22 protein-coding genes are annotated in these 26103 nt (G+C 59.0%); 15 read left to right on the plus strand and 7 right to left on the minus strand.

What is annotated here, in order from left to right; all coding sequences use genetic code 11:
* Positions 1-84: 84 nt before the first annotated feature.
* Together VSQ83_RS02775 and VSQ83_RS02780 are read right to left on the minus strand one after the other, a co-directional pair.
* A complete protein-coding gene (locus VSQ83_RS02775) occupies positions 85-1326 on the minus strand; it encodes a TIGR03862 family flavoprotein (protein ID WP_326425218.1) in 1242 nt (413 codons plus the stop codon).
* A 278-nt stretch (positions 1327-1604) separates the two neighbouring features.
* Complete coding sequence (locus VSQ83_RS02780; protein ID WP_133076971.1) at positions 1605-2525, minus strand: histone deacetylase family protein; 921 nt, start codon at positions 2523-2525, stop codon at positions 1605-1607.
* A 91-nt stretch (positions 2526-2616) separates the two neighbouring features.
* On the opposite strand from VSQ83_RS02780, the gene VSQ83_RS02785 reads away from it, so the two are divergent.
* From VSQ83_RS02785 to VSQ83_RS02795, 3 genes are all read left to right on the plus strand, one after another.
* Positions 2617-3186 carry a GNAT family N-acetyltransferase gene (locus tag VSQ83_RS02785; protein ID WP_133076970.1) on the plus strand — a complete coding sequence of 190 codons (570 nt, stop codon included), beginning with the start codon at positions 2617-2619 and terminating at the stop codon, positions 3184-3186.
* A gap of 87 nt (positions 3187-3273) precedes the next feature.
* Positions 3274-4143 carry an acyl-CoA thioesterase II gene (gene tesB, locus VSQ83_RS02790; protein WP_133076969.1) on the plus strand — a complete coding sequence of 290 codons (870 nt, stop codon included), beginning with the start codon at positions 3274-3276 and terminating at the stop codon, positions 4141-4143.
* On the plus strand, positions 4140-4730 hold the full coding sequence (locus VSQ83_RS02795) for an HAD family hydrolase (protein ID WP_133076968.1): 591 nt from the start codon (positions 4140-4142) through the stop codon (positions 4728-4730). Before tesB ends, VSQ83_RS02795 begins: the two co-directional genes overlap by 4 nt.
* Positions 4731-4777: 47 nt before the next feature.
* Here the strand turns inward: VSQ83_RS02795 and ypfJ are convergent, their stop codons facing one another.
* Positions 4778-5671, minus strand: coding sequence for a KPN_02809 family neutral zinc metallopeptidase (ypfJ, locus tag VSQ83_RS02800; protein ID WP_133076967.1), 894 nt, complete (start codon positions 5669-5671; stop codon positions 4778-4780).
* Between the two features lie 193 nt (positions 5672-5864).
* Here ypfJ and pcaQ point away from each other — a divergent pair, with 193 nt between their 5' ends.
* From pcaQ to pcaG, 3 genes are all read left to right on the plus strand, one after another.
* Positions 5865-6794, plus strand: coding sequence for a pca operon transcription factor PcaQ (gene pcaQ, locus VSQ83_RS02805; protein ID WP_326425220.1), 930 nt, complete (start codon positions 5865-5867; stop codon positions 6792-6794).
* Positions 6795-6892: 98 nt separating this feature from the next.
* Entirely contained in the window at positions 6893-7612 is a 720-nt protein-coding gene (gene pcaH / locus VSQ83_RS02810; protein WP_326425221.1) for a protocatechuate 3,4-dioxygenase subunit beta, read from the plus strand.
* An 11-nt stretch (positions 7613-7623) separates the two neighbouring features.
* Entirely contained in the window at positions 7624-8229 is a 606-nt protein-coding gene (gene pcaG, locus VSQ83_RS02815) for a protocatechuate 3,4-dioxygenase subunit alpha (protein ID WP_326425222.1), read from the plus strand.
* Positions 8230-8406: 177 nt separating this feature from the next.
* Here the strand turns inward: pcaG and VSQ83_RS02820 are convergent, their stop codons facing one another.
* Entirely contained in the window at positions 8407-9291 is an 885-nt protein-coding gene (locus VSQ83_RS02820; protein ID WP_133076963.1) for a DMT family transporter, read from the minus strand.
* 23 nt (positions 9292-9314) lie between these two features.
* Entirely contained in the window at positions 9315-10643 is a 1329-nt protein-coding gene (locus VSQ83_RS02825) for an MFS transporter (protein ID WP_326425224.1), read from the minus strand.
* A 244-nt stretch (positions 10644-10887) separates the two neighbouring features.
* Between VSQ83_RS02825 and quiC the strand changes: the two genes are divergently transcribed.
* The 9 genes from quiC to VSQ83_RS02870 all read left to right on the plus strand — a co-directional run bounded on the left by quiC (position 10888) and on the right by VSQ83_RS02870 (position 23477).
* Positions 10888-12798, plus strand: coding sequence for a 3-dehydroshikimate dehydratase QuiC (quiC, locus tag VSQ83_RS02830; RefSeq protein ID WP_326425226.1), 1911 nt, complete (start codon positions 10888-10890; stop codon positions 12796-12798).
* Positions 12799-12865: 67 nt separating this feature from the next.
* Positions 12866-13543 (plus strand): TetR/AcrR family transcriptional regulator, encoded by a 678-nt coding sequence (locus VSQ83_RS02835; protein WP_133076960.1) that lies wholly within the window; start codon positions 12866-12868, stop codon positions 13541-13543.
* Between the two features lie 102 nt (positions 13544-13645).
* Complete coding sequence (locus VSQ83_RS02840) at positions 13646-14152, plus strand: RNA polymerase sigma factor (protein WP_326425228.1); 507 nt, start codon at positions 13646-13648, stop codon at positions 14150-14152.
* 86 nt (positions 14153-14238) lie between these two features.
* Complete coding sequence (locus VSQ83_RS02845; protein ID WP_326427674.1) at positions 14239-15240, plus strand: FecR family protein; 1002 nt, start codon at positions 14239-14241, stop codon at positions 15238-15240.
* A 220-nt stretch (positions 15241-15460) separates the two neighbouring features.
* On the plus strand, positions 15461-18241 hold the full coding sequence (locus tag VSQ83_RS02850; protein WP_326425230.1) for a TonB-dependent receptor: 2781 nt from the start codon (positions 15461-15463) through the stop codon (positions 18239-18241).
* 106 nt (positions 18242-18347) lie between these two features.
* On the plus strand, positions 18348-18977 hold the full coding sequence (locus VSQ83_RS02855) for a heme acquisition protein HasA (RefSeq protein ID WP_326425232.1): 630 nt from the start codon (positions 18348-18350) through the stop codon (positions 18975-18977).
* A 113-nt stretch (positions 18978-19090) separates the two neighbouring features.
* On the plus strand, positions 19091-20836 hold the full coding sequence (locus VSQ83_RS02860) for a type I secretion system permease/ATPase (protein WP_326425234.1): 1746 nt from the start codon (positions 19091-19093) through the stop codon (positions 20834-20836).
* Entirely contained in the window at positions 20833-22161 is a 1329-nt protein-coding gene (locus VSQ83_RS02865) for an HlyD family type I secretion periplasmic adaptor subunit (RefSeq protein WP_326398531.1), read from the plus strand. The genes VSQ83_RS02860 and VSQ83_RS02865 overlap by 4 nt, the downstream gene beginning before the upstream one ends.
* Before the next feature lie 29 nt (positions 22162-22190).
* A complete protein-coding gene (locus tag VSQ83_RS02870; RefSeq protein ID WP_326427675.1) occupies positions 22191-23477 on the plus strand; it encodes a TolC family outer membrane protein in 1287 nt (428 codons plus the stop codon).
* Positions 23478-23595: 118 nt separating this feature from the next.
* On the opposite strand, the gene trmA is transcribed toward VSQ83_RS02870, so the two are convergent.
* Positions 23596-24684, minus strand: a complete 1089-nt coding sequence (gene trmA / locus VSQ83_RS02875; RefSeq protein ID WP_219263151.1) for a tRNA (uridine(54)-C5)-methyltransferase TrmA — start codon at positions 24682-24684, stop codon at positions 23596-23598.
* A complete protein-coding gene (locus VSQ83_RS02880) occupies positions 24681-25976 on the minus strand; it encodes an NCS2 family permease (RefSeq protein WP_133078620.1) in 1296 nt (431 codons plus the stop codon). The genes trmA and VSQ83_RS02880 overlap by 4 nt, the downstream gene beginning before the upstream one ends.
* Positions 25977-26103: the final 127 nt, after the last annotated feature.

Below are 26103 nucleotides of genomic sequence, written 5' to 3' on the forward strand. Positions count from 1 at the left end.
GGGCTTGCTCGCGATGCAGGCAACGCGGTCTGGCTGAGCCACCGCGTTGACGCCATCGCGAGCAAGCCCGCTCCCACCGTTTGATTAGTGTTGTGCTTTCAGCCAGCTTAAAACCCCCAACCCTGCGGCACGGCCACTGGCAAAACAGCCTGTGAGCAAGTAGCCGCCGGTGGGGGCTTCCCAATCAAGCATTTCGCCCGCGCAGAACACCCCCGGCAATGCCTTGAGCATCAGGTTTTCATCCACAGCCTCAAACTTCACCCCACCGGCGCTGCTGATGGCTTCGTCCAGCGGACGGGCCTTGATCAGTTTCAGGGGCAATGCCTTGATGGCCTTGGCCAATTGCGCCGGGTCGTTGAAGTGCTCCGCTGGCGCTAACTCGCGCAACAACGCGGCTTTCACGCCATCGAGCCCCAACTGGCTGTGCAAGTGCTTGCTCATCGAGCGCGAGCCGCGGGGCTTGGCCAGTGCGGCCTGGATTTTATCCACAGGCTTGTTGGGCAACAGATCGATCAGGATCGTGGCTTCACCTCGTTGATTGATCGCCTCGCGAATCGGCGCCGACCAGGCGTAAATCAAACTCCCTTCAATCCCGCTGGCGGTGATCACGCACTCGCCCAGGCGCGGCGGGCTGTGCTCCAGGGCAATGGCGATGTTTTTCAGCGGGGCACCGGCAAACTTGCTGCGCAGCACCTCGCTCCAGCCCGCCACATCAAACCCGCAATTGCTCGGCTGCAACGGCGCCAGTTCAACACCGCGCTCGGCCAGTAATGGCATCCAGGCACCGTCCGATCCCAGTCGGGCCCAACTGCCGCCGCCCAGCGCCAGCAACACCGCGTCCGGCTTCACGTGCTTCTCGCCTTCAGGGCTGTGGATCCGCAATGGGCCATCGGCGTCCCAGCCCAGCCAGCGATGGCGAGTGTGGATAACGACGCCGGAGTCGCGCAGGCGCTTGAGCCAGGCGCGCAGCAGCGGCGCGGCTTTCATATCGGTGGGGAACACCCTGCCTGAGCTGCCGACAAAAGTCTCGATGCCCAGTTCATGAATCCATTGGCACAAGGCATCGGCATTGAAGGCGCGCAGCAGCGGTGCCATCTGCGGTGCACGTTCGGCGTAGCGCGACAGGAACGCCGGGTAGGCTTCGGAGTGGGTGATATTCATCCCGCCCACCCCGGCCAGCAAGAACTTGCGGCCCACCGACGGCATGCCGTCGTACAGATCAACTCGCACGCCAGCCTGGCTCAACACTTCAGCGGCCATCAAACCGGCCGGTCCACCGCCAATAATGGCGACGTGATGGGGAAGGGAGGCAGTGGAATCAGTCATGGCAGGGCTGCAAATCGGCGAAATAGGCCGGGCATTCTACCCCAAACCCTGTAGTCGCTGACGAGGTACGAGGCTGCGATGGCCTGCGAAGCAGGCCCGAAAATATGAAAGACCTTCGGCCCTTATCGCAGCCTCGTGCCTCGTCAGCGACTACATGTGCTGCAGTTGTACGAAAAACATACAGCCCTCTGAGAGCCATGTGCTTTGTGGCCTGCAGGGGCTTTCACTCAGGTTATCCACAGGCAGTTCCACAGGCATTGTGGGTAAAAAATCACACCCTAGTGACAACCCGATGACAGCCAGACCTTTTGCGCACGGTGATGCAAAATGCCATGGCGCCGGGCCAGTGCCTTGCGGTCCTTGCTGTAACCACCGCCAATCACGCCCACCACCGGAATATCGCGGCCCAGACAGTGGCGCATCACGCTTTCGTCACGGGCGCCAACCCCTTCATCGGTCAGCTTCAAATAACCCAGGGCATCGTCTTTGTGCACATCCACGCCAGCGTCGTAGAGCACCAGGTCCGGCTGATACAGGGGCAGCAGGTAATTGAGCGCCTCGTCGACCACTTGCAAGTAGTCGGCATCACCCATCCCCATCGGCAGGCCGATATCCCAGTCACTTTGGGCCTTGCGCGCCGGAAAGTTCTTTTCGCAGTGTAGGGAAACGGTAATGGCGTCCGGGGTATGTTCAAGGATCCGCGCAGTGCCATCGCCCTGATGCACGTCACAGTCAAAAATCAGCACCCGGTTGACCCGGCCGCTTTCCAGCATATAGCGGCTGATAATGGCCAGATCATTGAAGATGCAAAAGCCTGCCGGGTGATCGTAGTGGGCGTGATGGGTACCGCCCGCCAAATGGCAGGCAAGCCCGTGCTCCAGCGCCTGCTCGGCGGCCAGCAGTGAGCCGCCTACCGCACGAATGGTGCGTCGCGCCAGCGCCTCGCTCCAGGGCAAACCCAGGCGGCGCTGATCTTCGCGGGCCAGTTCGCCCGCCATATAGCGCTCGATATAGTCGCGGTCATGGGCCAGCGCAAGGATATCCACAGGGCACAACTCGGGCCGCAGCAGGGCCGCATCGCTGGTCAGCCCGGACTCCACAAGGTGATCGCGCAACAGGCGGAATTTGTCCATAGGGAATCGATGATCCGCCGGGAACTGCGGGCTGTAGTCATCGTGGTAAATCAGCGGTACAGGCATAGGGATTTTCGCGTCGTAACGAGCGCTGGATATTAACAGCGCTGTACACTGCCGACATATGTAAAGCCCGGTAACAAATCGGAGAGAACCGATGGAGCAAATCAAAGAGCTCGAGAGTGCCCGTTTGCACTTGCGCCCCTGGCGAGACACAGACTTGCCCGAGTTCGCTGCCATGTGTGCTGACCCCCAGGTGATGCGCTATTTTCCGGCGCCCTTGAGCCGCCTCGAAAGCGCAGCGCTGATTGGGCGGATTCGCGGCCACTTTGCCGAATACGGCTACGGGTTGTGGGCGCTGGAGCGCAAGGACACGGGGGCCTTTATCGGTTTTACCGGGCTGATGAATGTCTCTTTTGACGCCTCGTTCGCCCCGGCCGTCGAAATCGGCTGGCGCCTGGCGCCCGAGCATTGGGGCCTGGGCTACGCCAGTGAGGCGGCATGGGCGGCATTGCGCTGTGCCTTCGATCGATTGGCGCTGGATCAGGTGGTGTCGTTTACCAGCCAGGTGAACCTGGCCTCCCAGAAAGTCATGCAGGCCATTGGCATGCAGCACGATCCCGACGCTGACTTTGAACATCCACGGCTGCTTGAAGGTGACGTGTTAAAGCCCCACGTGCTGTACCGCATTTCGCGGGCGCAGTGGTTGCAAACCCTGCACGGTTAAGCAGGTGCAGTAGAGCGGCGAAAGCCGGAATTTTTGACCGACGTAACGAAGATTGCGACGGTATTGCTCTGTGTGAGGAGAATCTGAATGAGCCAAGTGTTGGATGATCTGGTCAATTTGCTGACCCTGGAACCGATCGAAGAGAACCTCTTTCGCGGCAGCAGCCAGGACTTGGGATTTCGCCAGCTGTTCGGTGGTCAGGTACTCGGTCAATCACTGTCAGCCATGAGCCAGACGGTTGAAGACGCCCGCCATGTGCACTCGATGCATGGCTATTTTTTGCGCCCGGGCGATGCAAGCTTGCCCGTGGTGTATCAGGTTGACCGGGTGCGTGACGGCGGTAGCTTCAGTACGCGCCGGGTGACCGCCATTCAAAAGGGCCAGCCGATCTTTACCAGCAGCGCTTCGTTTCAATACGACGAGGGCGGTTTTGAACATCAGATCCCTATGCCTGATGTTGTAGGACCTGAGAACCTGCCTTCGGAGCTCGACATGATTCGCCAGCGCGCGGATCTGATTCCTGAGTCAATGCGTGAAAAACTGCTGTGCGCCAAGCCCATCGAGTTTCGTCCGGTGGTGGGCGAAGACCCGTTCAACCCCAAGGTCAGCGACCCGATCAAGTACGTGTGGTTTCGCGCCGACGGCACATTGCCCGACACGCCTGCGCTGCATAAATACCTGCTGGCCTACGCCTCGGACTTTGGCTTGCTGACCACCTCCTTGCTGCCCCACGGCAAAGGCGTGTGGCAAAAGGATATGCAGGTCGCCAGTCTTGATCACGCACTGTGGTTTCACGCTGACCTGCGCGCCGATGACTGGTTGCTCTATGCAATGGACAGCCCGTGGGCCGGCAATTCTCGCGGATTCTCCCGTGGCAGCGTCTACAACCGCGCAGGCCAGCTGGTTGCGTCGGTCACGCAGGAAGGTTTGATTCGCCATCGCAAGGACTGGGCATGACACTCAAGGACGTCAAACACTGGGTTTTCGACATGGACGGCACCCTGACCGTCGCCGTGCATGATTTTGCCGTGATTCGTCGGGAGCTGGAGATCCCCGTGGGTGAAGACATCCTGACCCACCTCAACGGCTTGCCCGCCGAGGTGGCGGCGGCCAAGCACGCCTGGTTGCTGGAGCACGAACGCGAACTGGCGCTGGCCTCAACGCCTGCGCCGGGGGCGGTCGAACTGGTGCGCGATCTGGTCGCCCAGGGGTGTCGTCTGGGTGTACTGACCCGTAACGCCCAGGAGCTGGCACACATCACGCTCAAGGCCATTGGCCTGGACCAGTGCTTTGCGCCACAGGATGTGTTGGGCCGTGACAACGCGGCACACAAACCTGACCCCGATGGCCTGCTACAGCTGGCGCGGGCGTGGGACATATCCCCGGCGAAGATGGTGATGGTGGGGGATTATCACTTTGACCTGGCTTGTGGTCGCGCTGCCGGCAGCAAAACCGTACTGGTCAACGTCCCCGAAAACCCGTGGCCCGAACTGACTGACTGGCACGCCAAAGACTGCTTCGAGTTGCGCCAGTTGCTCGACTGACAGGACGCTGTGGGAGCGGGCTTGCCCGGCTCCCACAGGGTTGCTCGCTAAAGCCGTGCTGCCGAAAACGTATCGCACTGATTGATATTGCCTTGCGCAAAACCGGTCTTGAACCACTTCACCCGTTGCGCCGACGTGCCGTGGGTAAAGGAGTCGGGCACTACACGGCCCTGGCCTTGTTGCTGCAAGCGATCATCGCCAATGGCGTTTGCGGCATTCAAGGCCGATTCAATGTCACCGGGTTCCAGCCAGTTCAGGCGTTTTTGCGCATGATTGGCCCACACCCCTGCCAGGCAGTCGGCTTGCAACTCCTGACGCACCAGCAAGCCGCCATCGCCTTCCATGCGTTTACCCTGCTGGCGAGCCATCTGCATTTTCGACGAGACACCCAGCAGGGTCTGCACGTGATGGCCCACCTCATGAGCGATCACATACGCCTGGGCAAAATCCCCCCCGGCCTTGAAGCGTTGCGTCATCTCCTGGAAGAAACTCATGTCCAGATAGACCTTCTGGTCGGCCGGGCAATAAAACGGCCCGCTGGCTGCCGTTGCAAAGCCGCAGGCCGAATTGACCTGGCCGCGAAACAGCACCAGGGTCGGGTCTTTATAAGTGCGACCGGCTTGCTGAAAAATCTGGCGCCAGGTGTCTTCCGTATCGCCCAGCACTGCGCGTACAAAATCGGCCTGTTCATCATTGGCCGCAGGCGCACGCCCGGCCTGTTGAGTGACCTGGGGCGAGGACTGCCCGGTGAACTCACCGCTTAACTGCCCGAGTATCTGCATGGGGTCCTGCCCGGTTAACAGACCGAAGCCGACAATCAGCACCACGGCCATCAGGCTCAGTCCCTTGCCGCCGCCAATCCGCATGCCGCCACCGCCACCGGTGCCTTGATCGCGCACGTCTTCGACGTTATCGCTGCGTCGGCCTTTTTTCCAAAGCATGGGGGTAATCCTCTGATGAATCGTAGTCACAAGTGTTGTTGCTGAGTCGGGGCTGCGCCAGCCCGGCTGTCAGACGCTTTTGGAGAGCGTTGTATCCCGTTAAAAAGACCTGAACGCCTTAATTCAGTTCCGGGCCCCGGACTGAAGTGGTTGAATACGGCACGCCGATCCCCGCCCCGGAGTTGTTAGCCCTGTGAACATTGATACCCGCATCAAGTACCGCCACCTTGTGTGCTTTCTGGAAATGGCGCGCCAGGGCAGTTTGGCGCGGGCAGCCGATGTGCTGGCAGCCAGCCAGCCAGCCATGTCCAAAACCCTCAAGGAGCTTGAGGCGCTGCTGACGGTCAGCCTGTTTGTTCGCAGTAAAAGCGGGATCACCCTGACCGAAGCCGGCGTGGCGTTCCTGCGGTATGCGACGCCCTCGGTGCAGGCATTGCGCGAAGGCGTCAATGCCCTGCGCGGCGGTGAGTATGTAGGCGGCACGGTGCGGCTGGGGGTCTTGTCGACGGTCGAAAGCCTGTTGATACCCGAACTCGTGCAGCGTCTGCATGCACGGCATTCATCGCTGGTGGTCAGCGTTGTCACCGGGCCAAGTGCCTATCTGTTATCGCAGTTAAGGGTAGGCGATGTCGATCTGGTCGTAGGGCGCATGACCGACAGCCCGGAAATTCAGGGTATGAATTTTGAGCATCTCTACAGCGAATCCATGACCCTGGTAGCCCGCGCGGGTCATCCCCTGACCCAGGGCCCGCTGGACCGTACCCTGCTTGAAAACTATCCGCTGGTTTTGCCGCTGGCCAACACCACCATTCGCGCCTTTGCCGACAGCCTGTTTGTACAGTGCGGCATCAGCCAGTCCCGCCAGCGTCTGGAAACCCTGTCGATTACTCTGAGTCGGCGTTATGTGCTGCGCAACGATGCGGTGTGGATTGCACCGCTGGACGCCGTGCGTCTGGATCTGGCCAGTGGCGAACTCCAGGAAATCGACCTGGGCCAGCGCGAGCCGGGCGGTTCGATCGGTATTTGCAGTAACGCCCATGTACCGATGTCGGTGGCGGCACAGGGCTGTGTGGAAGTCTTGCGCGAATTGGGGCAGGCCTACGGTGAAGGCATTTATCCATAACTAAATGGTTATGTTTAGAGCTGGCCTTTTCAGTAGTCCTGCCTCCCCTGTTGTTTGAAACTGGCGCCTGGCCTTTATAAAAACAACAGGAGATCGACATGTCTGATGCAGACAGCCGGCGCTTTATCATCCGTGACCGCAACTGGCACCCCAAAGCCCTGACCCCCGATTACAAGACATCCATTGCCCGTTCCCCGCGCCAGGCGCTGGTGAGCATTCCGCAATCGGTCAGTGAAACCAGCGGGCCTGACTTTTCCCATCTGAAGTTCGGCAAGTTCGACAACGACCTGCTGCTTAATTTCAACAATGGTGGTTTGCCGATAGGCGAGCGGATCATCCTGGCGGGGCGCGTGCGCGATCAGTACGGCAAGCCGATTCCTCATACCCTGGTTGAAATCTGGCAGGCCAACGCAGGCGGCCGTTATCGCCACAAAAACGACCGTTACCTGGCGCCGCTGGACCCAAACTTTGGCGGCGTGGGCCGCACCCTGACCGACAGCGAAGGGTATTACAGTTTTCGCACCGTCAAACCGGGGCCCTATCCTTGGCGCAACGGACCAAACGACTGGCGCCCGGCGCATATCCACGTCTCCATCAGTGGCCCGGCAATTGCCACGCGGCTGATTACCCAGCTGTATTTCGAAGGTGATCCGATGATCCCCATGTGCCCGATCGTCAAGTCGATTACCAACGCCGATGCCGTGCAAAGCCTGATCGCCCGGTTGGACATGGGCGCGGCCAATCCGATGGATTGTCTGGCGTATCGTTTTGACATCGTGCTGCGCGGTCAGCGCCAGACTCACTTCGAAAACTGCTGAGGAGCTCCGTCATGCCTATCGAACTGCTACCCGAAACCCCATCGCAAACGGCTGGCCCCTACGTGCATATCGGCCTGGCCCTGGCTGCGGCCGGCAACCCGTCGCGACCTGATGAAATCTGGAGCGAGATGGCCAAGCCCGGTGCATCGGGCGAGCCTATCGTGCTGTTTGGCAACGTTTATGACGGCAATGGCCATCTGGTGCGCGACTCCTTTCTGGAGCTGTGGCAGGCCAACCATGAAGGGGTCTATGACGAGGCGTTTGACTCGGAAAAAGCGTTCAACAGCTTTGGTCGTACCGCCACCACCTTCGATGCGGGTGAGTGGACGCTGAACACCATCAAGCCGGGGGTTGTGAACAACGCAGGCGGTGTGCCGATGGCGCCGCATATCAACGTGTCGCTGTTTGCCCGTGGCATCAACATCCATTTGCAAACTCGCCTGTACTTCAGCGACGAGCCCGAGGCGAATGCCAAGTGCCCGGTGCTCAACCTGATCGAGCAGCCGCAACGGCGCGAAACCTTGATCGCCCACCGTTGCGAAGTCAATGGCAAAACCGCCTACAAGTTTGATATCCGCATTCAGGGCGAAGGGGAGACGGTGTTCTTCGACTTTTAAGCGCCTGAGACACCAGCGCAAACCTTGTAGCCGCTGAGGAGCGCAGCGAGGCTGCGATCGAGCGCGAAGCGGTCGTAAACTCAGAGAACGCGGTTTTTCAGGTAATAACGCGTTCACCGATATACGACCGCTTCGCGCTCGATCGCAGCCTTCGTACCTCGGCAGCGACTACGTGACTTATGTGCGGCCGCGCCGCTGCTGCCACGCCGCCGCCAGCCCGCTGATGCAGATAATCGCAATGCCGATGCGGCTGGCCAGGTCAGGCGTGTGGTCAAAAAGCAACCAGCCCAACACCCCTGAAAACACAATCTGGCAGTAGCTGAACGGCGCCAGCAATGCGGGAGCCGCCACTCGAAAAGATTGGGTCAGCAGCAAATGCGCGGTCATGCCCAGGCTGCCCAGCGCCAGCATTTGCAAGCCGTGGATCAGAGTCGGCGTTTGCCAGAAAAACGGCACCAGCGCACTCATCACCAGCACATTGAACAGCCCGGCAAAAAAGTTGCTGGTGGTGGGGCTGTCGTACGCACTGAGTTTGCGCGTGAGGATCTGATAGCAGCTGAAACACAGCGCTGCCGTCATGGGCAATAACACCGCAGGCGTAAACAACTCGCCTCCCGGATGGATGATGATCACCACCCCGATAAACCCGCACACCACGGCCATCCATTGCCCGCGAGTCACGGTCTCGCCCAGTAATGGCCCGGACAATGCCGCCACCAGCAGCGGCGCCAGAAAGTTGACCGCCGTATTTTCAGCCAGTGGGATAAACAGCAGCCCATAGGTGAAAAAAAGCCCTGAACCCAGCAGGCAAATGGCCCGCAATACCTGAAGCAAGGGCCGTTTGCTGCGCAGTACACGCAATCCGGACTGGGGCAGAAAGATCCCCGCCATCAGTACGGTATGCACTAGGTAACGTGCCCACACCACCATCACCACCGGGTAGAAACCACTGAGGTACTTGGACAGCGCATCGTGACTGGAGAACAGCGCTGTGGCTGTCACAATCAGCAGGATGCCCTTCAGGGGTTGGTTCACCCCCGAGAGGGGTGTGGGTAGTGTCATCGAATACCTCGTTGTTCTATGCGCTAAACCTGTGGGATTTTTCGCGGCGCCATGAAGTACATCCACACTAACGCAATGAAGTACATCGCTGGAATCATGGTGAACAGTAAGGTGTAGTTATTGTTCGTGACGGTCAGCACATAACCCACAAACTGGGTCATGAACATCCCGCCGATGGCGGCGCACATTCCACCAAAGCCGAACACGGTGCCCATCATGTGCTTGGGCGTGTAGTCCATCACCATGCTCCACACGTTGGCCGTCCAGGCCTGGTGCGCACCCAGTGCCAGGGCAATGGCGCCCACGGCGACCCACAGTTCGCTGGAGCCTGCGGCCATCACCACGCCGATGATGCTGATCGCGCACAACAGCATCGACACCAGCCGCGCCTTGACCGCCGCCATGCCGCGCTTGATCAGGACCGAAGACAGAATCCCGCCGCCCACACTGCCGAAGTCGGCGGTGATGTAGATGATGATCAGCGGGATGCCCATTTGGGTCACGCTGATGCCCAGGTTGTATTGCTGGTTGAGAAACGGCGGCAGCCAGTACAGGTAGAACCAGAACACGGGAGCCGTCATGGCGTAGGACAAGGCGAATGCCCAGGTGCCGCGCATCTTGAGGATGGTGCCGAAAGAGACGGTGGTTTGCTCAGGCTCTTTCTCTTGCTGGATGTAAGCCAGTTCCTCTTTGCTAACGGTTGGGTGATCTTCAGGGTTGTAGTACTTCAAGCCCCAAAAGATCAGCCAGACACCGCCCAAGGCCGCCATGCACAAAAAGGCTGCCTGCCAGCCCCACACGTGCAGCACCAATGGCAGCATCATGGGGGTGAACATGGCGCCCACGTTGGTACCGGCGTTGAAGATCCCGCTGGCCACGGCCCGCTCGCTGGCCGGGAACCACAGCCGCGTGGTTTTTACGCAGGCCGGGTAATTGGCGGCTTCAGTCAGGCCGAGAATGAAGCGGCAAATCATAAAGCCCACCGCTGACGTGGCCAGGCCATGAGCACCGGTGGCCAGGCTCCAGAGCAACACGGCGCAGAAGAACACGCGCTTGACCCCAACCCGGTCGATCAGGCGGCCTTGCAGCACGAAGCCAATGGCATAGCCCACCTGAAACCAGAAGTTGATGTTGGCGTAGTCCATCGCCGTCCAGCTCATCTCTTTGGCCAGGATCGGTTGCATGACGCCCAGGGCGGCGCGGTCGATAAAATTCAGTGTGGTAGCGAAAAACACCAGTGCGAGCATGCCCCAACGGGTTTTGCCAGTCGCCAGGGTGCCGCGAATCTTGTCACCCATTCCTGCGTTTGGAGCGTGGGCAGGGGTAGTGCGTGCAGTCGGAGAAGGGACCATGGATGTTTACCCGTTTCTTGGAATTTTTATGTGGTGTTGCACAACAGTTGACGCAAGAAGTACGGGGTTGATGGTGGCGAGTGGACAAAAAATCGTCAATTCAAGATAGGCCATAATGTTCGATAATCGCACGCAAAACTAACCGGTTGGTACAGATTGGTTGCTCAATAATAGGGCGCCCTTAATAATCAAGCCATTAAGAAATGCCGTCGCCTGCAGGCTGCGCCAATCCTGGGAGTTTTAAATGAAGCGTTCGATCGCCACGGTTTCCTTGAGCGGCACCTTGCCAGAGAAGCTGGACGCCATTGCGGCGGCAGGTTTTGACGGGGTCGAGATCTTTGAGAACGATCTGCTGTATTACGACGGCAGCCCCCGTGAAGTCCGTCAGATGTGCACCGATCTGGGGCTTGAAATCAGCTTGTTCCAGCCGTTTCGTGATTTCGAGGGGTGCCGCCGCGATCGTCTCGCCCGCAACCTTGATCGCGCCGAGCGCAAGTTTGATTTGATGCAGGAGCTGGGCACCGACCTGGTGCTGGTGTGCAGTAACGCTTCGCCCGACTCGGTGGGCGATCGCCAGATTCTGCTGGATGACCTGAGCCTGCTCGCCGAACGTGCGGGGGCGCGCAACCTGCGCATTGGTTACGAAGCGCTGGCCTGGGGGCGTCACGTCAATACCTGGCAACAGGTCTGGGATCTGGTGCGCCAGATCGACCATCCGAATCTTGGGGTATTGCTCGACAGCTTCCACACCCTGTCGCTCAAGGGCGATCCAGGCGCCATTGCGCAGATTCCCGGCGACAAGATCTTCTTTGTACAAATGGCTGACGCACCGATTCTGGCCATGGATGTGCTGGAATGGAGTCGTCATTTCCGTTGTTTCCCAGGGCAGGGCGAGTTTGATCTGCCGGGCTTTTTGGCGCCGATCATACAAAGTGGCTACACAGGGCCTTTGTCGCTGGAAATCTTCAATGATGGTTTTCGGGCAGCTCCACCGCGGGCCAATGCGGCCGATGGCTTGCGTTCGTTGTTGTACCTCGAAGAGAAGACCCGCGAACGGCTTGTGCAGCAAGCGGCCCCGGCCGCGACGCTTGAACCCTTGTTTGCACCGCCTCAAGCCAGTCAGTACGACGGTATCGAGTTCCTCGAATTTGCCGTGGATGAAAGCCAGGGCGCGCAGCTGACTCACTGGCTCGAACGCCTGGGGTTCAGCAAGGCCGGGCAGCACCGTTCAAAGAACGTGAGCTTGCTGCGCCAGGGCGACATCAACCTGATCCTCAACGCTGAACCCTATTCGTTCGCCCATAACTTTTTTGAGGCCCACGGCCCATCGTTGTGCGCCACTGCACTGCGTGTGCAGGACAGCAGCAGCGCCCTGGCCCGTGCCGTGGCCTACAAGGGGCAGCCCTATCGCGGGCTGGTCGGCCCCAATGAGCTGGAGCTGGCGGCGGTGCGCGCACCGGATGGCAGCCTGATTTATCTGGTGGACAAAGACGCTGCCGGCAAGCCGCTGTATGAGTCGGACTTCACCATCACGCCAACTCCTTCAGCCCAGGGCGGGCTCAAGCGCATCGACCACATGGCAATGGCTCTGCCCGCCGATAGCCTCGACAGCTGGGTACTGTTCTATAAAAGCCTTCTGGATTTCGAGGCTGATGATGAAGTGGTGCTGCCGGACCCTTATGGGCTGGTCAAGAGCCGGGCATTGCGCAGTCGATGCAGCTCGATTCGTTTGCCGTTGAATATTTCAGAGAACAGAAACACCGCCATCTCACATGCCCTGTCGAGTTATCGTGGTTCAGGTGTGCATCACATTGCCTTTGAATGTGACGACCTGTTTGCTGAAGTCAGCCGTGCCAAGGCTGCGGGCGTGCCGCTGCTGGATATCCCGCTCAACTACTATGACGACCTGGCCGCGCGGTTTGATTTCGATGATGAGTTCTTGAGCGAACTGGCCTATTTCAACGTGCTGTACGACCGGGATGCCCAAGGCGGCGAGTTGTTTCATGTATATACGGAAGCCTTTGAGGGGCGTTTCTTCTTCGAGCTTCTGCAGCGCAAAAATGGCTATGCCGGGTACGGTGCTGCAAACGTAGCGGTGCGTCTGGCCGCCATGGCCAAGTCGCGCAGTGGCGCGGTGCGTCAGGCAAAACTGTAGGGCGACTTCCTTCATTGAGCAGGGCGCCCCATAATCGCGGGCATTCCAATATGGCCGTGAACCTTACATGACCGACATTCCAGAACTCGACACCGGCGCCACGGCACCGGTCGTCGAACCGCGCAAGAGCCGTAAGAACAACCCTGAGAAGACGCGGGAAAATATCCTGCAAGAAGCCATTGTCGAGTTCGTGGAACAAGGGTTGGCGGGCGCTCGCGTGGACGCCATCGCAGAGCGTACCAAGACCTCCAAGCGCATGATCTATTACTACTTCACCAGTAAGGAGCAGCTCTACGTCGAGGTGCTGGAGAAGCTCTACGGCGAAATCCGCAGCATCGAAAGTCGCTTGAACCTGGATCAGCTCGAGCCGGTAGAAGCCATTCTGCGGCTGGTGGAGTTCACCTTCGACCACCACGACATGAACGCGGATTTTGTGCGCATTGTCAGCATCGAAAATATCCACAAGGGTGAGTACATCAAGCGTTCGGAAGGCATCAAGGCCATGAACGACACGATTGTGCATGCCCTGGAGAACATCCTGCGACGCGGCGTTGAACAAAAGGTATTCCGTGCGGGGCTGAACCCGCTGGATGTTCATTTACTGGTCAGTTCATTCTGTTTTTATCGAGTGTCGAACCGGTACACCCTGGGTGAGATTTTTCAGGTCGACTTTTCCGATCTGCAGGTCAAGCAGCGTCAGCGCGACATGATGTGTGACGCGGTATTGCGTTATTTACAGGCATGACCGGGCACTACATTTCTGGAAATGAAATCCAATACCAATTGAAAATCATTCTCGACAAAAAGTAAGATAGCCGCCCCTTTCCTTCATGCTCAGGGAGTCGGTTTGTCGGATATGGATCTCAAAGGCTTGTTCCTCAAGCATGCTGGTACCCTGCGCGGGTATCTGGCGCGCAAGGTGCGAGACCCTCAGCTGGCCGCAGACCTGGTGCAGGAAAGTTTTCTGCGCATGGCCGAGCGTGGGCGCAAGGAGCACATCGACAACACACCCGGCTATCTGTATCGCATCGCGGGCAACCTGTTGGTCGATCACATTCGCCAGGAAACCCGACGCAAGACCGACTCGGTTGCCCACGAAGCACTGGCTGAAATCGAAGATGAACTGGCAGGGCTGGAGGCCCAGGCGATGGCTGAACAACAGCGCATGGCTCTAAAGCAGACATTGTCCGAATTGCCCGAAAGGACTCAGGAAATCTTCCGTCTCAACCGCATCGAGGGCATGACCCATGCTCAAGTTGCGCGCCATCTTGAAATTTCTGACAGCTCAGTGCAAAAGCATCTGTCAAAAGCCTTGGCCTACGTCATGCAGCGCCTACAAGAGCCTGAGAAATAACATTCAAATATGTAGATGAATGGCTTACTGAGTTTTAGCCGGCGAGACGTCACTGCTTATATATAACGAGAAATAGAGATTCACACCTGATGAGCCAAGGCCCCGAACAGCAGAGCATTACTGAAGCGGCCGCCGAGTGGGCGGTGCGTCTGCACGCGGGTGCGTTGAGCGAAGACGCCCGGGCGCAACTGGACCTGTGGCTGGCCGCCGATGAGCGCCATGCCCCGGCGTTACGTTTTGCCGAGCAGACCTGGGCGGCGCTGGGGGCGCTGGCGCTGGAGGCCAGGCCCGCCGGGCATCGCCTGTCACCGCCCGCCGCCCGCCCCGTGCCGGTGACTCGACGCCGGCGCCCGCTGCGTTGGGCCGGGCGTGCGGCGATACTGTCGATGGTGCTGGCGGTCGGCTGGATCAGCGGCCCGCCCCTGCTGCTTCAAATGCAGGCGGACTACCGCACGGGTGCAGGAGAAATCCGAACCGTTCAACTCGCCGATGGCAGTTCGGTCGAGCTGGACGCATCCAGTGCAATCAGCATCGACTACGACACCCGCGAGCGGCGGATCAGATTGCTTTCGGGGTCGGCCGTATTTGACGTGTCGCCCATGGGCGAAGCCGAAACCCGGCCTTTTGTAGTGCAAAGTGCGGGTGGGCGAACCCGGGCGCTGGGCACGCAATTTGTGGTTGGTCGGGAAAGCAGCGACCAGGCATGGGTCGGGGTGTTGCAGCACAGCGTTGCGGTCAGCCTGTTGACTCCACCGGTTCAGGGCGCGGCGCAGCAAACCCTGGAAGAAGGCCAAAGCGCCCGCTACAGCGCACAGGAGGGTGTACAAAAACTGCCCGGTTTCGACCTCAACGCGGCCACCAGTTGGCGCCGTGGTGTACTGGTCTTTGACCGTCAACCGCTGGCCCACGTGATCGAACAGCTCAACCGCTATCGCCCCGGCCAGATCATATTGGCCAACCCGGCCTTGGCCAGTCGGCAGGTCAGCGGGGTATTCCGCCTGGAAATGCTCGACAGCGCGCTGCACACCCTCACCCAGGAGCTGCATGTGCAGCGCGTCGAACTGGCGGGCGTGAGCCTGGTGTACTGAGCCACCACCCATCCTGTGGGAGCCGGCTTGCCTGCGATGCAGACCGCGCGGTGTGTCAGGCAGATTGCAGTGCGGCTATCGCGAGCAAGCCCGCTCCTACAGGGCCCTCCAGCGCTTTTTGAACATTAATCGCAAAAACCTTTACTGACTTCACCCCGACGTTACGTCTTGCTATTGAGATTCATTCGCAAAGCAGCTCGTAAGCCTGGGGAAAATAAAAATGATGGGTAGTCAGCGCAAAGGGGTGCATTCCGCAAGCCGGTTAGCCTTTGCTGTTCATATCGCACTGTTTGCGTCGCTGGCGGTGCAAGCGCCGGTACAGGCCGCTGAAAAAGTCAGCAGCGCCGTGCAACAAGAATTTATCGCCTTCCATATTCCGGCCCAGCCGCTGGACAAGGCCGTGCTGATTTTTGCCGAGCAGGCTGGCCTGCAAGTGCTGTTCGACAGCCAGATGCTGCAAGGCCTGAAATCCGTAGCACTCAATGGCGACTTCGGCGTACAGGAAGGTCTGGCCCGTTTGCTGGGCGGCAATCCGGTGGAGTACCGCTTTACCGGCGAACGCCAGGTCACCCTGACCCGCGTCAGCGGCGAACACAATGGCGCACTGGCATTGGGCACTACTTCGGTAACGGCCAGCGAAGGCAATAGTGGGGATTGGGTGTATCAGACGCCATCTTCTGTAGCGGTCATTACTCGCGAGCAAATCAACAAGCGCGCCCCACGCCACGCAGCGGACATGCTCGAAGAAACCACGGGCGTGTACACCGCCGTCAATCAGCGTGACCAGGGCCTGTCGGTCAACATCCGCGGTATTCAGGACTACGGCCGGGTCAACATGAACGTTGACGGCATGCGCCAGAATTTCAACGTTAACGGCCACCAGCAGCGCAACGGCGTGATGTTGATCGACCCGGAAATGGTCTCCAGCGTTGAAATCGATAAAGGCGCCCAGTCCGGCATGGGCGGTGCGGGCGTATTGGGGGGCATTGCCAGCTTTAACACCCTGCAAGCCAGCGAGTTCCTGGAAGACGGCAAAGAGTACGGCGGGCGCATCCGGGCCGGCAGCGGTATCGGTAAATTGGGTAACGGCACCTATTTCAATGGCGGTGGCGTCTTCGCATTTGGCAATGAACTTGGCGACATTTTGGTTGCTTATAGCGAACGCCATTTTGGTGACTACCGTACCGGTCGGCAAAACGCCGATAACCTGGGCGTAAATATTCGCAACAAGAACAAATATCGCGAAGCCTGGACAGACTGGCTGACCAGTGAAGTAGGCGATACCGGCAGCGTGACCCGTTCGCAGATGGTCAAGCTCGGGCTGAACCTGCCCAACGACCAGCGAGCGCAGTTCACTTACCTGGAAACCGACAGCGATAGCGCTGACGCATGGACCAACCTCAATGCGACGCAGGATGGTTACGACTATGTGCGTACCGGTAAAAGCAATATCAATACCGGCAACCTGGCGCTGGATTACAGCTACAACCCGGATAACGAGCTGATCGACTTCAAAAGTAAACTTTATTACGTCAATACGCAGCTTGATCGGCGTAATGCCCCCCACAAAGCGTCGGCTAATAGTGGTAATGCATTTGATGGTTACGAAGATGAGTTTCGCACCAGCACATGGGGTTTTCAGGTAGAAAACACGTCCCGGTTTGACTTCAACAACTACGGGCAACTGAGCTGGAACTATGGCCTGGAAAGCTATCAGGACATTTTGAAATCCAAGAACAATCTGGTGCCGGCCGAGAACGAGAACGATCTGCCCTGGGTCGAGGGGGCAGACCCGGAAGGCAAACGCACCATGGCCAGCCTGTTCAATAACCTGCACTACCAGTACAGCTATTGGCTGGCGCTGGATGCCGGGTTGCGTTATGACCGCTATCGCCTGGAAGGCAAAACGGGCATGAGTTTATGGCAAGCGCCGGTCACTCCAGGGGAGAATGGTGGCGAGGTGATGACCTCGGGTTCTTCTGTAAGAAATGTTTATTTCTATGATTCAGATCGTGAAGAAGGCAAGTTTTCACCGACGTTTGGTATAGGGATAAAGCCCGGAGTTGACTGGTTGCAGTTCTATGGGCGATGGGGCCAAGGCTGGCGCCCGCCGGCGGTGACTGAGGTGTTTATGACCGGGCGGCCCCATGGGGGGAATGCACCGGAGCGGGTTTACCCCAATCCATACCTGAAAGCTGAGGAAAACCGGGAATGGGAGTTCGGTTTAAATATCTTTAAAGAATCCCTGTTCTTTAATAATGACCGGCTTGGAGTAAAAGTTGCTTACTTTGATAATAACATCAAGAGTTTTTCATTTTTACACTATGGTGTCTCTCTTCCAGGGTCGGCGGATGTCGTCGGGTCGGGTCGCTCTGCGTATGTGAATAACCAGACGGAGACCCGGTTTCGCGGCGTTGAATATCAGTTGAATTACGATATGGGCCGGTTGTATACCAACCTGAGTTACACGCATATGATTGGCAGTAATGAATTTTGCTCAAGTGGGTACTATATGGGCGGCGCCAAGAAAAGGGGCGAGGTTGTTAAGATAATCAGGACGCCCTACACCCGGCCTAATGGCAAGATTGGCTACATCAATACTAGAGTCTCTGAATGGCTCGATGACCCGGACAGAAACAACAAAATCGATTGCGGATCTACTATGGGTAATGCGGCATATATGCCCGCAGATCGAGGGTCTCTAACAGTGGGTGCTCGTTTCCTTGAGCGGCGCCTGGACACGGGGATACGCTTTCGCTACAGCCCTGGTAATGGCGCGGGTCTGAATGAATGGAGTTACTCCGGTATAGAGCAAGCACACTGGCCTAAATACAGCGTGTACGACCTGTATGCAAGTTACTGGCCGACGGACACGTTGAATATTACCTTGTCATTAGAAAACGCTACCGACGAAGCCTACTTTGTGGCCATGGGCGATGCCAATAACTTGAGTATGGCGCGCGGTCGGACATTGAGTGGCATGCTCGAATATAAATTCTAAATAACGGACTGTTTGCTTCGTTATATAAAAGATTGCTCGTTGTGAGCAAGGGCGTGCATCGCTGTGCGCCACTTCACTGAAACTATCTAAGGAAGAAGTTCAAGTCATGACTATTTCAATTAACTATAGTTCGTTTGTTGGTTCTGATTCGATTGGTGACGTGCTTAGCGATTGGGCTCAAGGTTTTAAAACTGCGGGTCACGGTCTAAGCAATACCGGTGGTTTCAATAGTGGCGGTCGTGCTCAAGATGGTGAGCAGTATGCGACGCATGGTGCCAATAATTCGGACTACGCCTTTATCGCAGGAAGCGATACCAGCAATGGCCTGCATTATGTGTATGACCCTAAAGTCTCTGCTGGCGACAACATGAACCATTACCTGTGGGGTGAACTGGACAGCGTGAGTTTGGGTGAAGTGCTGACTGGTGGTTCGGGCAGCGCGTTTGGCCTGGGCGACTACACCGTCTCCTTCAACGGCCTCGACCTGTCTGCCGCCAGCGATGCCGGCCGTGCAGGCAACGCTGTTCAGGACGTGATCTACGGCCTGATGAAAGGCAACGTATCGGGTCTGGAAGGCGTGCTCAACAACCTGTTGAGCGAGTTCGGCCTGTCCACCGATTCAACCTTCGACCAGTTGGCCGCTGCTGGCCTGGCTCACTCCGATGCACCGCAGGTTGCTGATATCAGCCTGGTGGGCGTGCAAGAAGTGGTTCAGGACTGGGCTCTGGCGGCGTAACTCCCGCTCACTTCAGTGAACTCCAATCCTGTGGGAGCCGGGCTTGCCCGCGATTGCATCGCAGGCAAGCCAGCTCCCACAGGGTTTTCGGCCCACTTCCTCGGAATCCTTCCATGACCCGGCCCAAAGCCAACGAGATGCTGGCTGCCTTGACGGCCTACAAACGTGCTTTCTTCAATATCGGCCTGTTCTCGGCCGTGATCAATTTACTGATGCTGGCCCCGGCCCTGTACATGCTGCAGGTGTATGACCGGGTGCTGGCATCGGGCAATCAAATGACCCTGTTGATGCTGACGCTGATGATCCTCGGCCTCTTTGGCCTGATGGGCGCGTTGGAGTGGGTGCGTAGTCAGGTGGTGATCCGCCTCGGCACGCAGATGGATATGCGCTTGAATCAGCGCGTCTACGACGCCGCGTTCGAAGCGCAATTGCGCACTGGCAACCCGGCGGTCGGGCAGGCGCTGAATGACCTCACCAGCCTGCGCCAATTTGCGACCGGCAATGCCCTGTTCGCGTTCTTCGATGCGCCGTGGTTTCCGGTGTACCTGTTTGTGATTTTTATGTTCAGCCCGTGGCTGGGGCTGCTGGCCCTGGGCGGGGCGGTGCTGTTGATGATACTGGCGTGGGTCAATCAGCGCGTCTCGCAAGCCCCACTTAAAGCCGCCAGTGAGTTGTCAGTGCAAGCCACCCAGCAAGCCAGCGCCCATCTGCGCAATGCCGAGGCCATCGAGGCAATGGGCATGCTCGATACCTTGCGCGAGGGTTGGTTGGCACAGCACACGGCCTTTTTGGCGCAGCAGAATCTGGCCAGTGAAAAAACCGCCACCGTAAGCGCCTGGTCAAAAGGCGTGCGCCTGGCGCTGCAATCCCTGGTGCTTGGGTTGGGCGCGCTGCTGGCCGTGCAAGGCCAGATCACGGCCGGGATGATGATTGCCGGCTCCATTCTGATGGGCCGGGTACTGAGCCCCATCGACCAGTTGATCGGTGTATGGAAGCAATGGACGTCGGCACGGCTAGCCTATCAGCGCCTCGAAGCATTGCTGCACAGCTATCCGCCGCGAGCCCGGCGCATGGCATTGCCTGCGCCTCGGGGCGAACTGGCGGTGGAGCAATTGAGCGCCAGCGCTCCCGGCACCCGTCGCGCCACCCTGGCCAACTTGAGCTTCACCTTGCCGGCCGGGCAAGTGATGGGGGTGATCGGGCCTTCTGGCTGCGGCAAGTCGACCTTGGCCCGGCTGTTGATTGGGGTATGGCAACCGCTGGCGGGCAAGGTGCGGCTGGACGGGGCTGAGTTGTCGCAGTGGGACAAGCATCAGCTCGGTCCGCATCTGGGGTATTTGCCCCAGGACATTCAGTTGTTTGCCGGGACCATCGCGCAAAACATCGCACGCTTTGCCGAGGTGGATGCCGACAAGGTGTTGGCCGCTGCGCAACTGGCCGGAGTGCATCAGCTGATTCTGCAATTGCCCGACGGCTATGAAACGCGCCTGGGTGAAGGCGGCGCGGGGCTGTCCGGCGGGCAGAAGCAACGCATCGGCCTGGCCCGTGCACTTTACGGCTTGCCAGCGGTGATCGTGCTCGACGAACCCAACTCCAACCTCGATGAAGCCGGGGAACAGGCCTTGTTACAGGCCATTGCCCAGCTCAAACAGCACAAGCGAACACTGATTTTGATCACCCACAAACCCAATGTGCTGACCCTCACCGACTACCTGTTGATTCTGCGCGAAGGCCAGCTACAAGCCTTTGGCCCGACGGCCAAGGTGCTTGGTGCGCCCGCTGCAGCGAAACCTGCGGCGCCCAAGCCTGCGATGAGTGTGAGCTATCGGCTCGGTACGGCAGAGGCGGGCAAGGCATGAAGTATTCGAACGCCAAGGTCCCTGGGGACAGCAATGTGCTGCAACTGGATGACACCCGCTATTCGCGTTTGGGTTGGCTACTGATGCTCGGCGGCTTTCTCGGGTTTCTCGGCTGGGCCGCTTTGGCGCCGCTGGACAAGGGCGTCGCGGTGTCGGGCAAGGTGATGGTTTCGGGCCATCGCAAAGTGGTGCAACACCCCAGCGGCGGGATTGTTGAGCGGATCGACGTGCGTGACGGCGACAAGGTGGATGCCGGTCAGGTCTTGATCCGGTTGAAGGAAACCCCGCTGCTGGGGCAGGCTCAGTCGTTGCGCAGCCAGTTTTATGGCTCGCTGGCCAGTGAGGCGCGGCTAAATGCCGAGCGCGATGGCGCCGCCAGCGTGAACTTTCCTGTCGAGTTGACGGCCTTGGCGACCGAGCCGGAAGTGGCATCGAATCTGGTATTGCAGCGGCAACTGTTCGATAGCCGCCGTCAGGCGTTGCTGCTGGATCAGCAAGGGGTCGACGAGAGTATCGCGGGCGCCGAGGCGCAGTTGCGCGGGGTGCGTGAATCCCAGACCAGCAAGGTGTTGCAACGCACGGCCCTTGCCGAACAACTGCAAGGTTTGCGTGAGCTGGCGAAGGAAGGGTATATCCCGCGCAATCGCCTGCTGGACAGCGAGCGGGTGTACGCCCAGGTACTGGGCTCCATCAGCGAAGACTACGGTCGCATCGGTCAATTGCAGCGACAAGTGTTGGAGATGCGTCTGAAAATTCGGCAACTGGCCGAGGAGTATCAAAAGGAAGTCCGTACCCAACTGGCCGACACCCGAGTGCGCACCGAGGATCTGCGCAACCGGCTGGCTTCGGCCGAGTTTGAGTTGGCCAACAGCCAGTTGCGCGCTCCCGTGGCCGGAATTGTGGTGGGGCTGGATGTGTTTACGGAGGGCGGCGTGATCAAGCCCGGTCAGGCACTGATGGAAATCGTGCCCCAGGGAGAACCCCTGCTGGTCGAGGCGCGCGTGCCGGTTGAACTGGCCGACAAGGTTCACCCGGGCTTGCCGGTGGAGTTGATGTTCTCGGCCTTCAGCCAAAGCACCACGCCAAGGGTGGCGGGCGAGGTGACACTGGTGTCGGCGGATCGCCAGGTCGATGAGCGCACGGACGAGCCGTATTACACGCTGCGCGCACAGGTCAGCGATGCGGGCATGGCCCAACTGGCCGGGCTGCAGATTCGCCCGGGCATGCCGGTTGAAGCATTTGTGCGCACGGGCGAGCGTTCGATGCTCAATTATCTGTTCAAGCCGTTGCTCGACCGTACGCATATGGCGTTGGTGGAGGAATGACGGTGCGCCAGTTCTTATGTGGATTACTGATGGCGTGTGCTGGGCCGGTACAGGCGATGGGGTTGCTGGAAGCCTACGATCTGGCGATTCGCAACGACCCGACCTTTCAGGCCGCCATTGAAGAGCGGGCGGCAGGGGAGGAGAACCGCGCCCTGGGTCGCTCGGCGTTGCTGCCCACCCTGTCGTGGAACTACAACAATTCGCGCAACGAGTCCGAAGTCACCCAGGCCAGCACTCGGACCGACCGCGACTACCGCAGTTATGCGGCGACCTTGACCTTGCAGCAACCGCTACTGGACTACGAAGCCTACGCACGATTCCGACAGGGAGCAGCGCAGGCGCTGTTTTCTGATGAGCGCTTTCGCAGCAAAAGTCAGTATCTGGCGGTGCGCGTGCTCAGTGCCTACAGCCAGGCGCTGCTGGCGCAGGAGCGGATCGAATTGAGCCGGGCGCAAAAGCGCGCCTTTGCCGAGCGCCTGCAACTCAACCAACGGCTTCTTGAAGGCGGTGAGGGTACTCGCACCGATGTGCTGGAAACCCAGGCGCGCCTGAGCATGGCGGTGGCTGAAGAAATCGAGGCGCAAGATAATCAGGACGCAGCCTTGCGTGAGCTGGAGGCGATGCTTGGTGAGCCGCTGCAGGTCGAGCAGCTTGCCCCGCTGGTGGCGCATTTTGTGATTCTGCCACTGGAACCTCAGCGCTTCGAAAGCTGGCGCGAACTGGCGCTGGCCAATAACCCGGAGCTGGCGTCGCAGCATCACGCGTTGACCTCGGCCGAGTATGAGGTGGAACGCAAGCGGGCCGGGCATCTGCCCAAGCTCAGCTTGTATGCCAGCAGCCGTCAGACCAGCTCCGATTCGGAGAGCACCTACAACCAGAAATACGACACCAACAGCGTGGGCATTCAGCTCACCGTGCCGTTGTTTGCAGGGGGATCGGTGTCGGCATCGACCCGTCAGGCTGCGCGGCAACTGTCCCAGGCTCAGTACGAACTGGACGCTCAAACAGCGACCACGCTGGTGGACCTGCGCAAGCAATACAACCTCAACAGCAGCGCGGCGGCCAAGGTGCGGGCGTATGAAATGGCCGTTGAGTCTGCCGGTGCCCTGGTGCAGGCGACGCAGAAAAGCGTGAGTGGGGGCGAGCGGGTCAATCTGGATGTGCTGGATGCCGAACAGCAGCTGTTCAGTGCCAAGCGGGATTTGGCTGAGGCGCGCTATGCCTATTTGCTGGCGCAGGTGCAGCTCAAGTACTACGCGGGGTTATTGAATGAAGGGGATTTGCGGCAGGTGGCGGGGTATTTTCGAGCCCATTAAACATGGCCATAGTGCGGCGTGGCCATCGCGGGCAAGCCCGCTCCCACAGGTATTGCGCTGATCCTGTGGGAGCGGGCTTGCCCGCGATTCGGTCGACACGGTGTATCAGAACCTGTGTTTACCGGCGAACCAGCAACACGCCCGACTCCATGTGGTGAGTCCACGGGAATTGGTCAAATACTGCGCAGCGCTCAATTCGGTGAGTATCGTGCAGTTGGGCGATGTTCTCGGCCAATGTTGCAGGGTTGCACGAGATATACAGGATGTTATCGAAGCGGCGTGTCAGTTCGCAGGTGTCCGGGTCCATGCCCGCACGCGGCGGGTCAACGAAAACGCTGCCGAACTCGTAGCTTTTCAGGTCAATACCCTGCAAGCGACGGAATGGACGTACTTCGTTCAGGGCTTCTGTCAGTTCTTCTGCCGACAGGCGTACCAGCGTGACGTTATCCACAGCATTGTCGCGCAGGTTGTTGAGCGCGGCGTACACCGATGTCTTGCTGATTTCGGTAGCCAGCACTTTGCGCACGCGAGTCGCCAGCGGCAGGGTGAAGTTGCCGTTGCCGCAATACAGTTCCAGCAGATCATCCGAACGTTCGCCCAGCGCTTCGTATGCCCAATTGAGCATCTTCTGGTTGACCGTGCCATTGGGCTGGGTGAACGCGCCTTCGGGCTGTTGATAAGTGAAGGTGCGACCCGCCACTTCCAGCGCTTCGACCACATGATCGCGGCCGATCACGACACGTTTGCCCTTGGAGCGGCCGATCACGCTGATATCGAGGTCTTTGGCCAACTGCTCGGCAGCGGTTTGCCAGTGCTCGTCCAGCGGGCGGTGATAGCACAGAGTGACCATCGCATCGCCTGCCAGGGTGGTCTGGAACTCAACCTGGAACAGCTTGTGGCTCAGGGCTGAGCTGGCTTTCCAGGCGGCCTTGAGTTGGGGCATCAATTGGTTGATGCGCAGGCTGGCAATCGGAAACTCTTCGATCAGGATCGGTGTGCGCTTGTCATCTTGCGCGAACATGGCGTAGTGACGCTCGCCCCCTTCGCGCCACAGGCGAAATTCGGCCCGCAGACGAAAGTGCTTCAGGGGCGAATCGAACACCTGGGGTTCTGGCGCATCGAAAGGCGCCAGCAACTCGCGCAGACGATTGGCCTTGGCCTCAAGCTCAACGGCGTAGGTAGCAGGATCAAATGGCAGAGCACTCATGCAGGAAACCAACCTAGCTTGACGACAAACAGAACCGACAGAATGATCAGCGGCGCATTCAGCTCACGGGCGCGGCCCGACAGCAGCTTGATCACGGTCCAGGAAATAAAGCCGAAGGCAATGCCGTTGGCGATGGAGTAGGTAAACGGCATGGCCAGTGCGGTGATCACCACCGGTGCGGCAACGGTGACGTCGTCCCATTCGATTTCGGCCAGGCCGCTCATCATCAGCACGGCAACAAACATCAGCGCAGGTGCGGTGGCGAAGGCTGGAACGCTGGCCGCCAATGGCGAGAAGAACAACGCCAGCAGGAACATGATGCCGACCACGATGGCCGTCAGACCGGTACGGCCACCGGCGCTCACGCCTGCCGCCGACTCGATGTAGCTGGTGGTGGTCGAAGTACCCAGCAACGAACCGGCCATGGCCGCGGTGCTGTCAGCGATCAGGGCACGGCCCATTTTTGGCATGTGGCCGTCTTTGCCCATCAAGCCAGCGCGCTTGGCGACGCCGATCAATGTGCCGGAGTTGTCGAACAGGTCAACGAACAGGAAGGCGAAGATCACGCTGATCAGGCCGATGTCCAGGGCCCCCTTGATGTCCAGTTGCAGGAAGGTCGGGGCCAGGGAAGGTGGCATCGACACGACGCCACCGAAATCGGTGACGCCCATTGCAATGGAAGCAATGGTCACGGCCAGAATGCCGATCAGCACCGCGCCGCGGACTTTCATTGCCTCAAGGGCAACAATCAGGGCAAAGCCCAGGGAGGCCAGGATCACTTTTGGCTGAGCCAGATCGCCCATGCCGACCAAGGTTGCCTTGTTGGCAACCACGATACCGGCGTTACCCAGGGCAATCAGCGCCAGGAACAGGCCGATACCGGCGGCAATCGCCGAACGCAGTGGCAGGGGGATGCTGTTGATGATCCATTCGCGGATGCGAAAGATCGACAACAGGAAGAACAGCACCGCCGAGATAAACACCGCACCCAGCGCTACCTGCCAGGTGTGGCCCAAGTGCAGCACCACGGTGTAGGTGAAGAAGGCGTTCAGGCCCATGCCCGGTGCCAGTGCAATCGGGTAGTTGGCGATAATGCCCATGGTCGCCGAACCGATAGCCGCCGCCAGACAGGTGGCAACAAATATGGCGCCTTTGTCCATGCCCGTCTCGCCGAGAATGCTCGGGTTGACGAACAGGATGTAGGCCATCGCCAGGAAGGTGGTGATACCCGCAAGAATCTCGGTACGCACATTGGTATTGTGTGCTTTGAGTTGAAACAGCCTTTCCAGCATGCCAGTCCCCGTGGCGCCAAATGCGCCGTGATTAAATCGTTTTCAACAGCAAAGCACAGACGTGGACCGTCTGAAGAATTTCTGTCTGTCGGAAAAAGCCGCGCATCATACCAGCAGCTCGTACATA

The organism is Pseudomonas sp. DSV-1, from assembly GCF_035830915.1.
Taxonomy (GTDB): Bacteria; Pseudomonadota; Gammaproteobacteria; order Pseudomonadales; family Pseudomonadaceae; genus Aquipseudomonas.

What these genes read in the sequence shown, in the direction of transcription:
- VSQ83_RS02820 (WP_133076963.1), bottom strand. Translation starts at nt 9,291, where the DNA reads ATGACACTACCCACACCCCTCTCGGGGGTGAACCAACCCCTGAAGGGC.
- VSQ83_RS02795 (WP_133076968.1), top strand. Translation starts at nt 4,140, where the DNA reads ATGACACTCAAGGACGTCAAACACTGGGTTTTCGACATGGACGGCACC.
- quiC (WP_326425226.1), top strand. Translation starts at nt 10,888, where the DNA reads ATGAAGCGTTCGATCGCCACGGTTTCCTTGAGCGGCACCTTGCCAGAG.
- VSQ83_RS02850 (WP_326425230.1), top strand. Translation starts at nt 15,461, where the DNA reads ATGATGGGTAGTCAGCGCAAAGGGGTGCATTCCGCAAGCCGGTTAGCC.
- VSQ83_RS02780 (WP_133076971.1), bottom strand. Translation starts at nt 2,525, where the DNA reads ATGCCTGTACCGCTGATTTACCACGATGACTACAGCCCGCAGTTCCCG.
- VSQ83_RS02785 (WP_133076970.1), top strand. Translation starts at nt 2,617, where the DNA reads ATGGAGCAAATCAAAGAGCTCGAGAGTGCCCGTTTGCACTTGCGCCCC.
- trmA (WP_219263151.1), bottom strand. Translation starts at nt 24,684, where the DNA reads ATGAGTGCTCTGCCATTTGATCCTGCTACCTACGCCGTTGAGCTTGAG.
- VSQ83_RS02855 (WP_326425232.1), top strand. Translation starts at nt 18,348, where the DNA reads ATGACTATTTCAATTAACTATAGTTCGTTTGTTGGTTCTGATTCGATT.
- VSQ83_RS02825 (WP_326425224.1), bottom strand. Translation starts at nt 10,643, where the DNA reads ATGGTCCCTTCTCCGACTGCACGCACTACCCCTGCCCACGCTCCAAAC.
- pcaG (WP_326425222.1), top strand. Translation starts at nt 7,624, where the DNA reads ATGCCTATCGAACTGCTACCCGAAACCCCATCGCAAACGGCTGGCCCC.
- pcaH (WP_326425221.1), top strand. Translation starts at nt 6,893, where the DNA reads ATGTCTGATGCAGACAGCCGGCGCTTTATCATCCGTGACCGCAACTGG.
- ypfJ (WP_133076967.1), bottom strand. Translation starts at nt 5,671, where the DNA reads ATGCTTTGGAAAAAAGGCCGACGCAGCGATAACGTCGAAGACGTGCGC.
- VSQ83_RS02880 (WP_133078620.1), bottom strand. Translation starts at nt 25,976, where the DNA reads ATGCTGGAAAGGCTGTTTCAACTCAAAGCACACAATACCAATGTGCGT.
- VSQ83_RS02870 (WP_326427675.1), top strand. Translation starts at nt 22,191, where the DNA reads ATGGCGTGTGCTGGGCCGGTACAGGCGATGGGGTTGCTGGAAGCCTAC.
- VSQ83_RS02835 (WP_133076960.1), top strand. Translation starts at nt 12,866, where the DNA reads ATGACCGACATTCCAGAACTCGACACCGGCGCCACGGCACCGGTCGTC.
- VSQ83_RS02865 (WP_326398531.1), top strand. Translation starts at nt 20,833, where the DNA reads ATGAAGTATTCGAACGCCAAGGTCCCTGGGGACAGCAATGTGCTGCAA.
- VSQ83_RS02775 (WP_326425218.1), bottom strand. Translation starts at nt 1,326, where the DNA reads ATGACTGATTCCACTGCCTCCCTTCCCCATCACGTCGCCATTATTGGC.
- VSQ83_RS02860 (WP_326425234.1), top strand. Translation starts at nt 19,091, where the DNA reads ATGACCCGGCCCAAAGCCAACGAGATGCTGGCTGCCTTGACGGCCTAC.
- tesB (WP_133076969.1), top strand. Translation starts at nt 3,274, where the DNA reads ATGAGCCAAGTGTTGGATGATCTGGTCAATTTGCTGACCCTGGAACCG.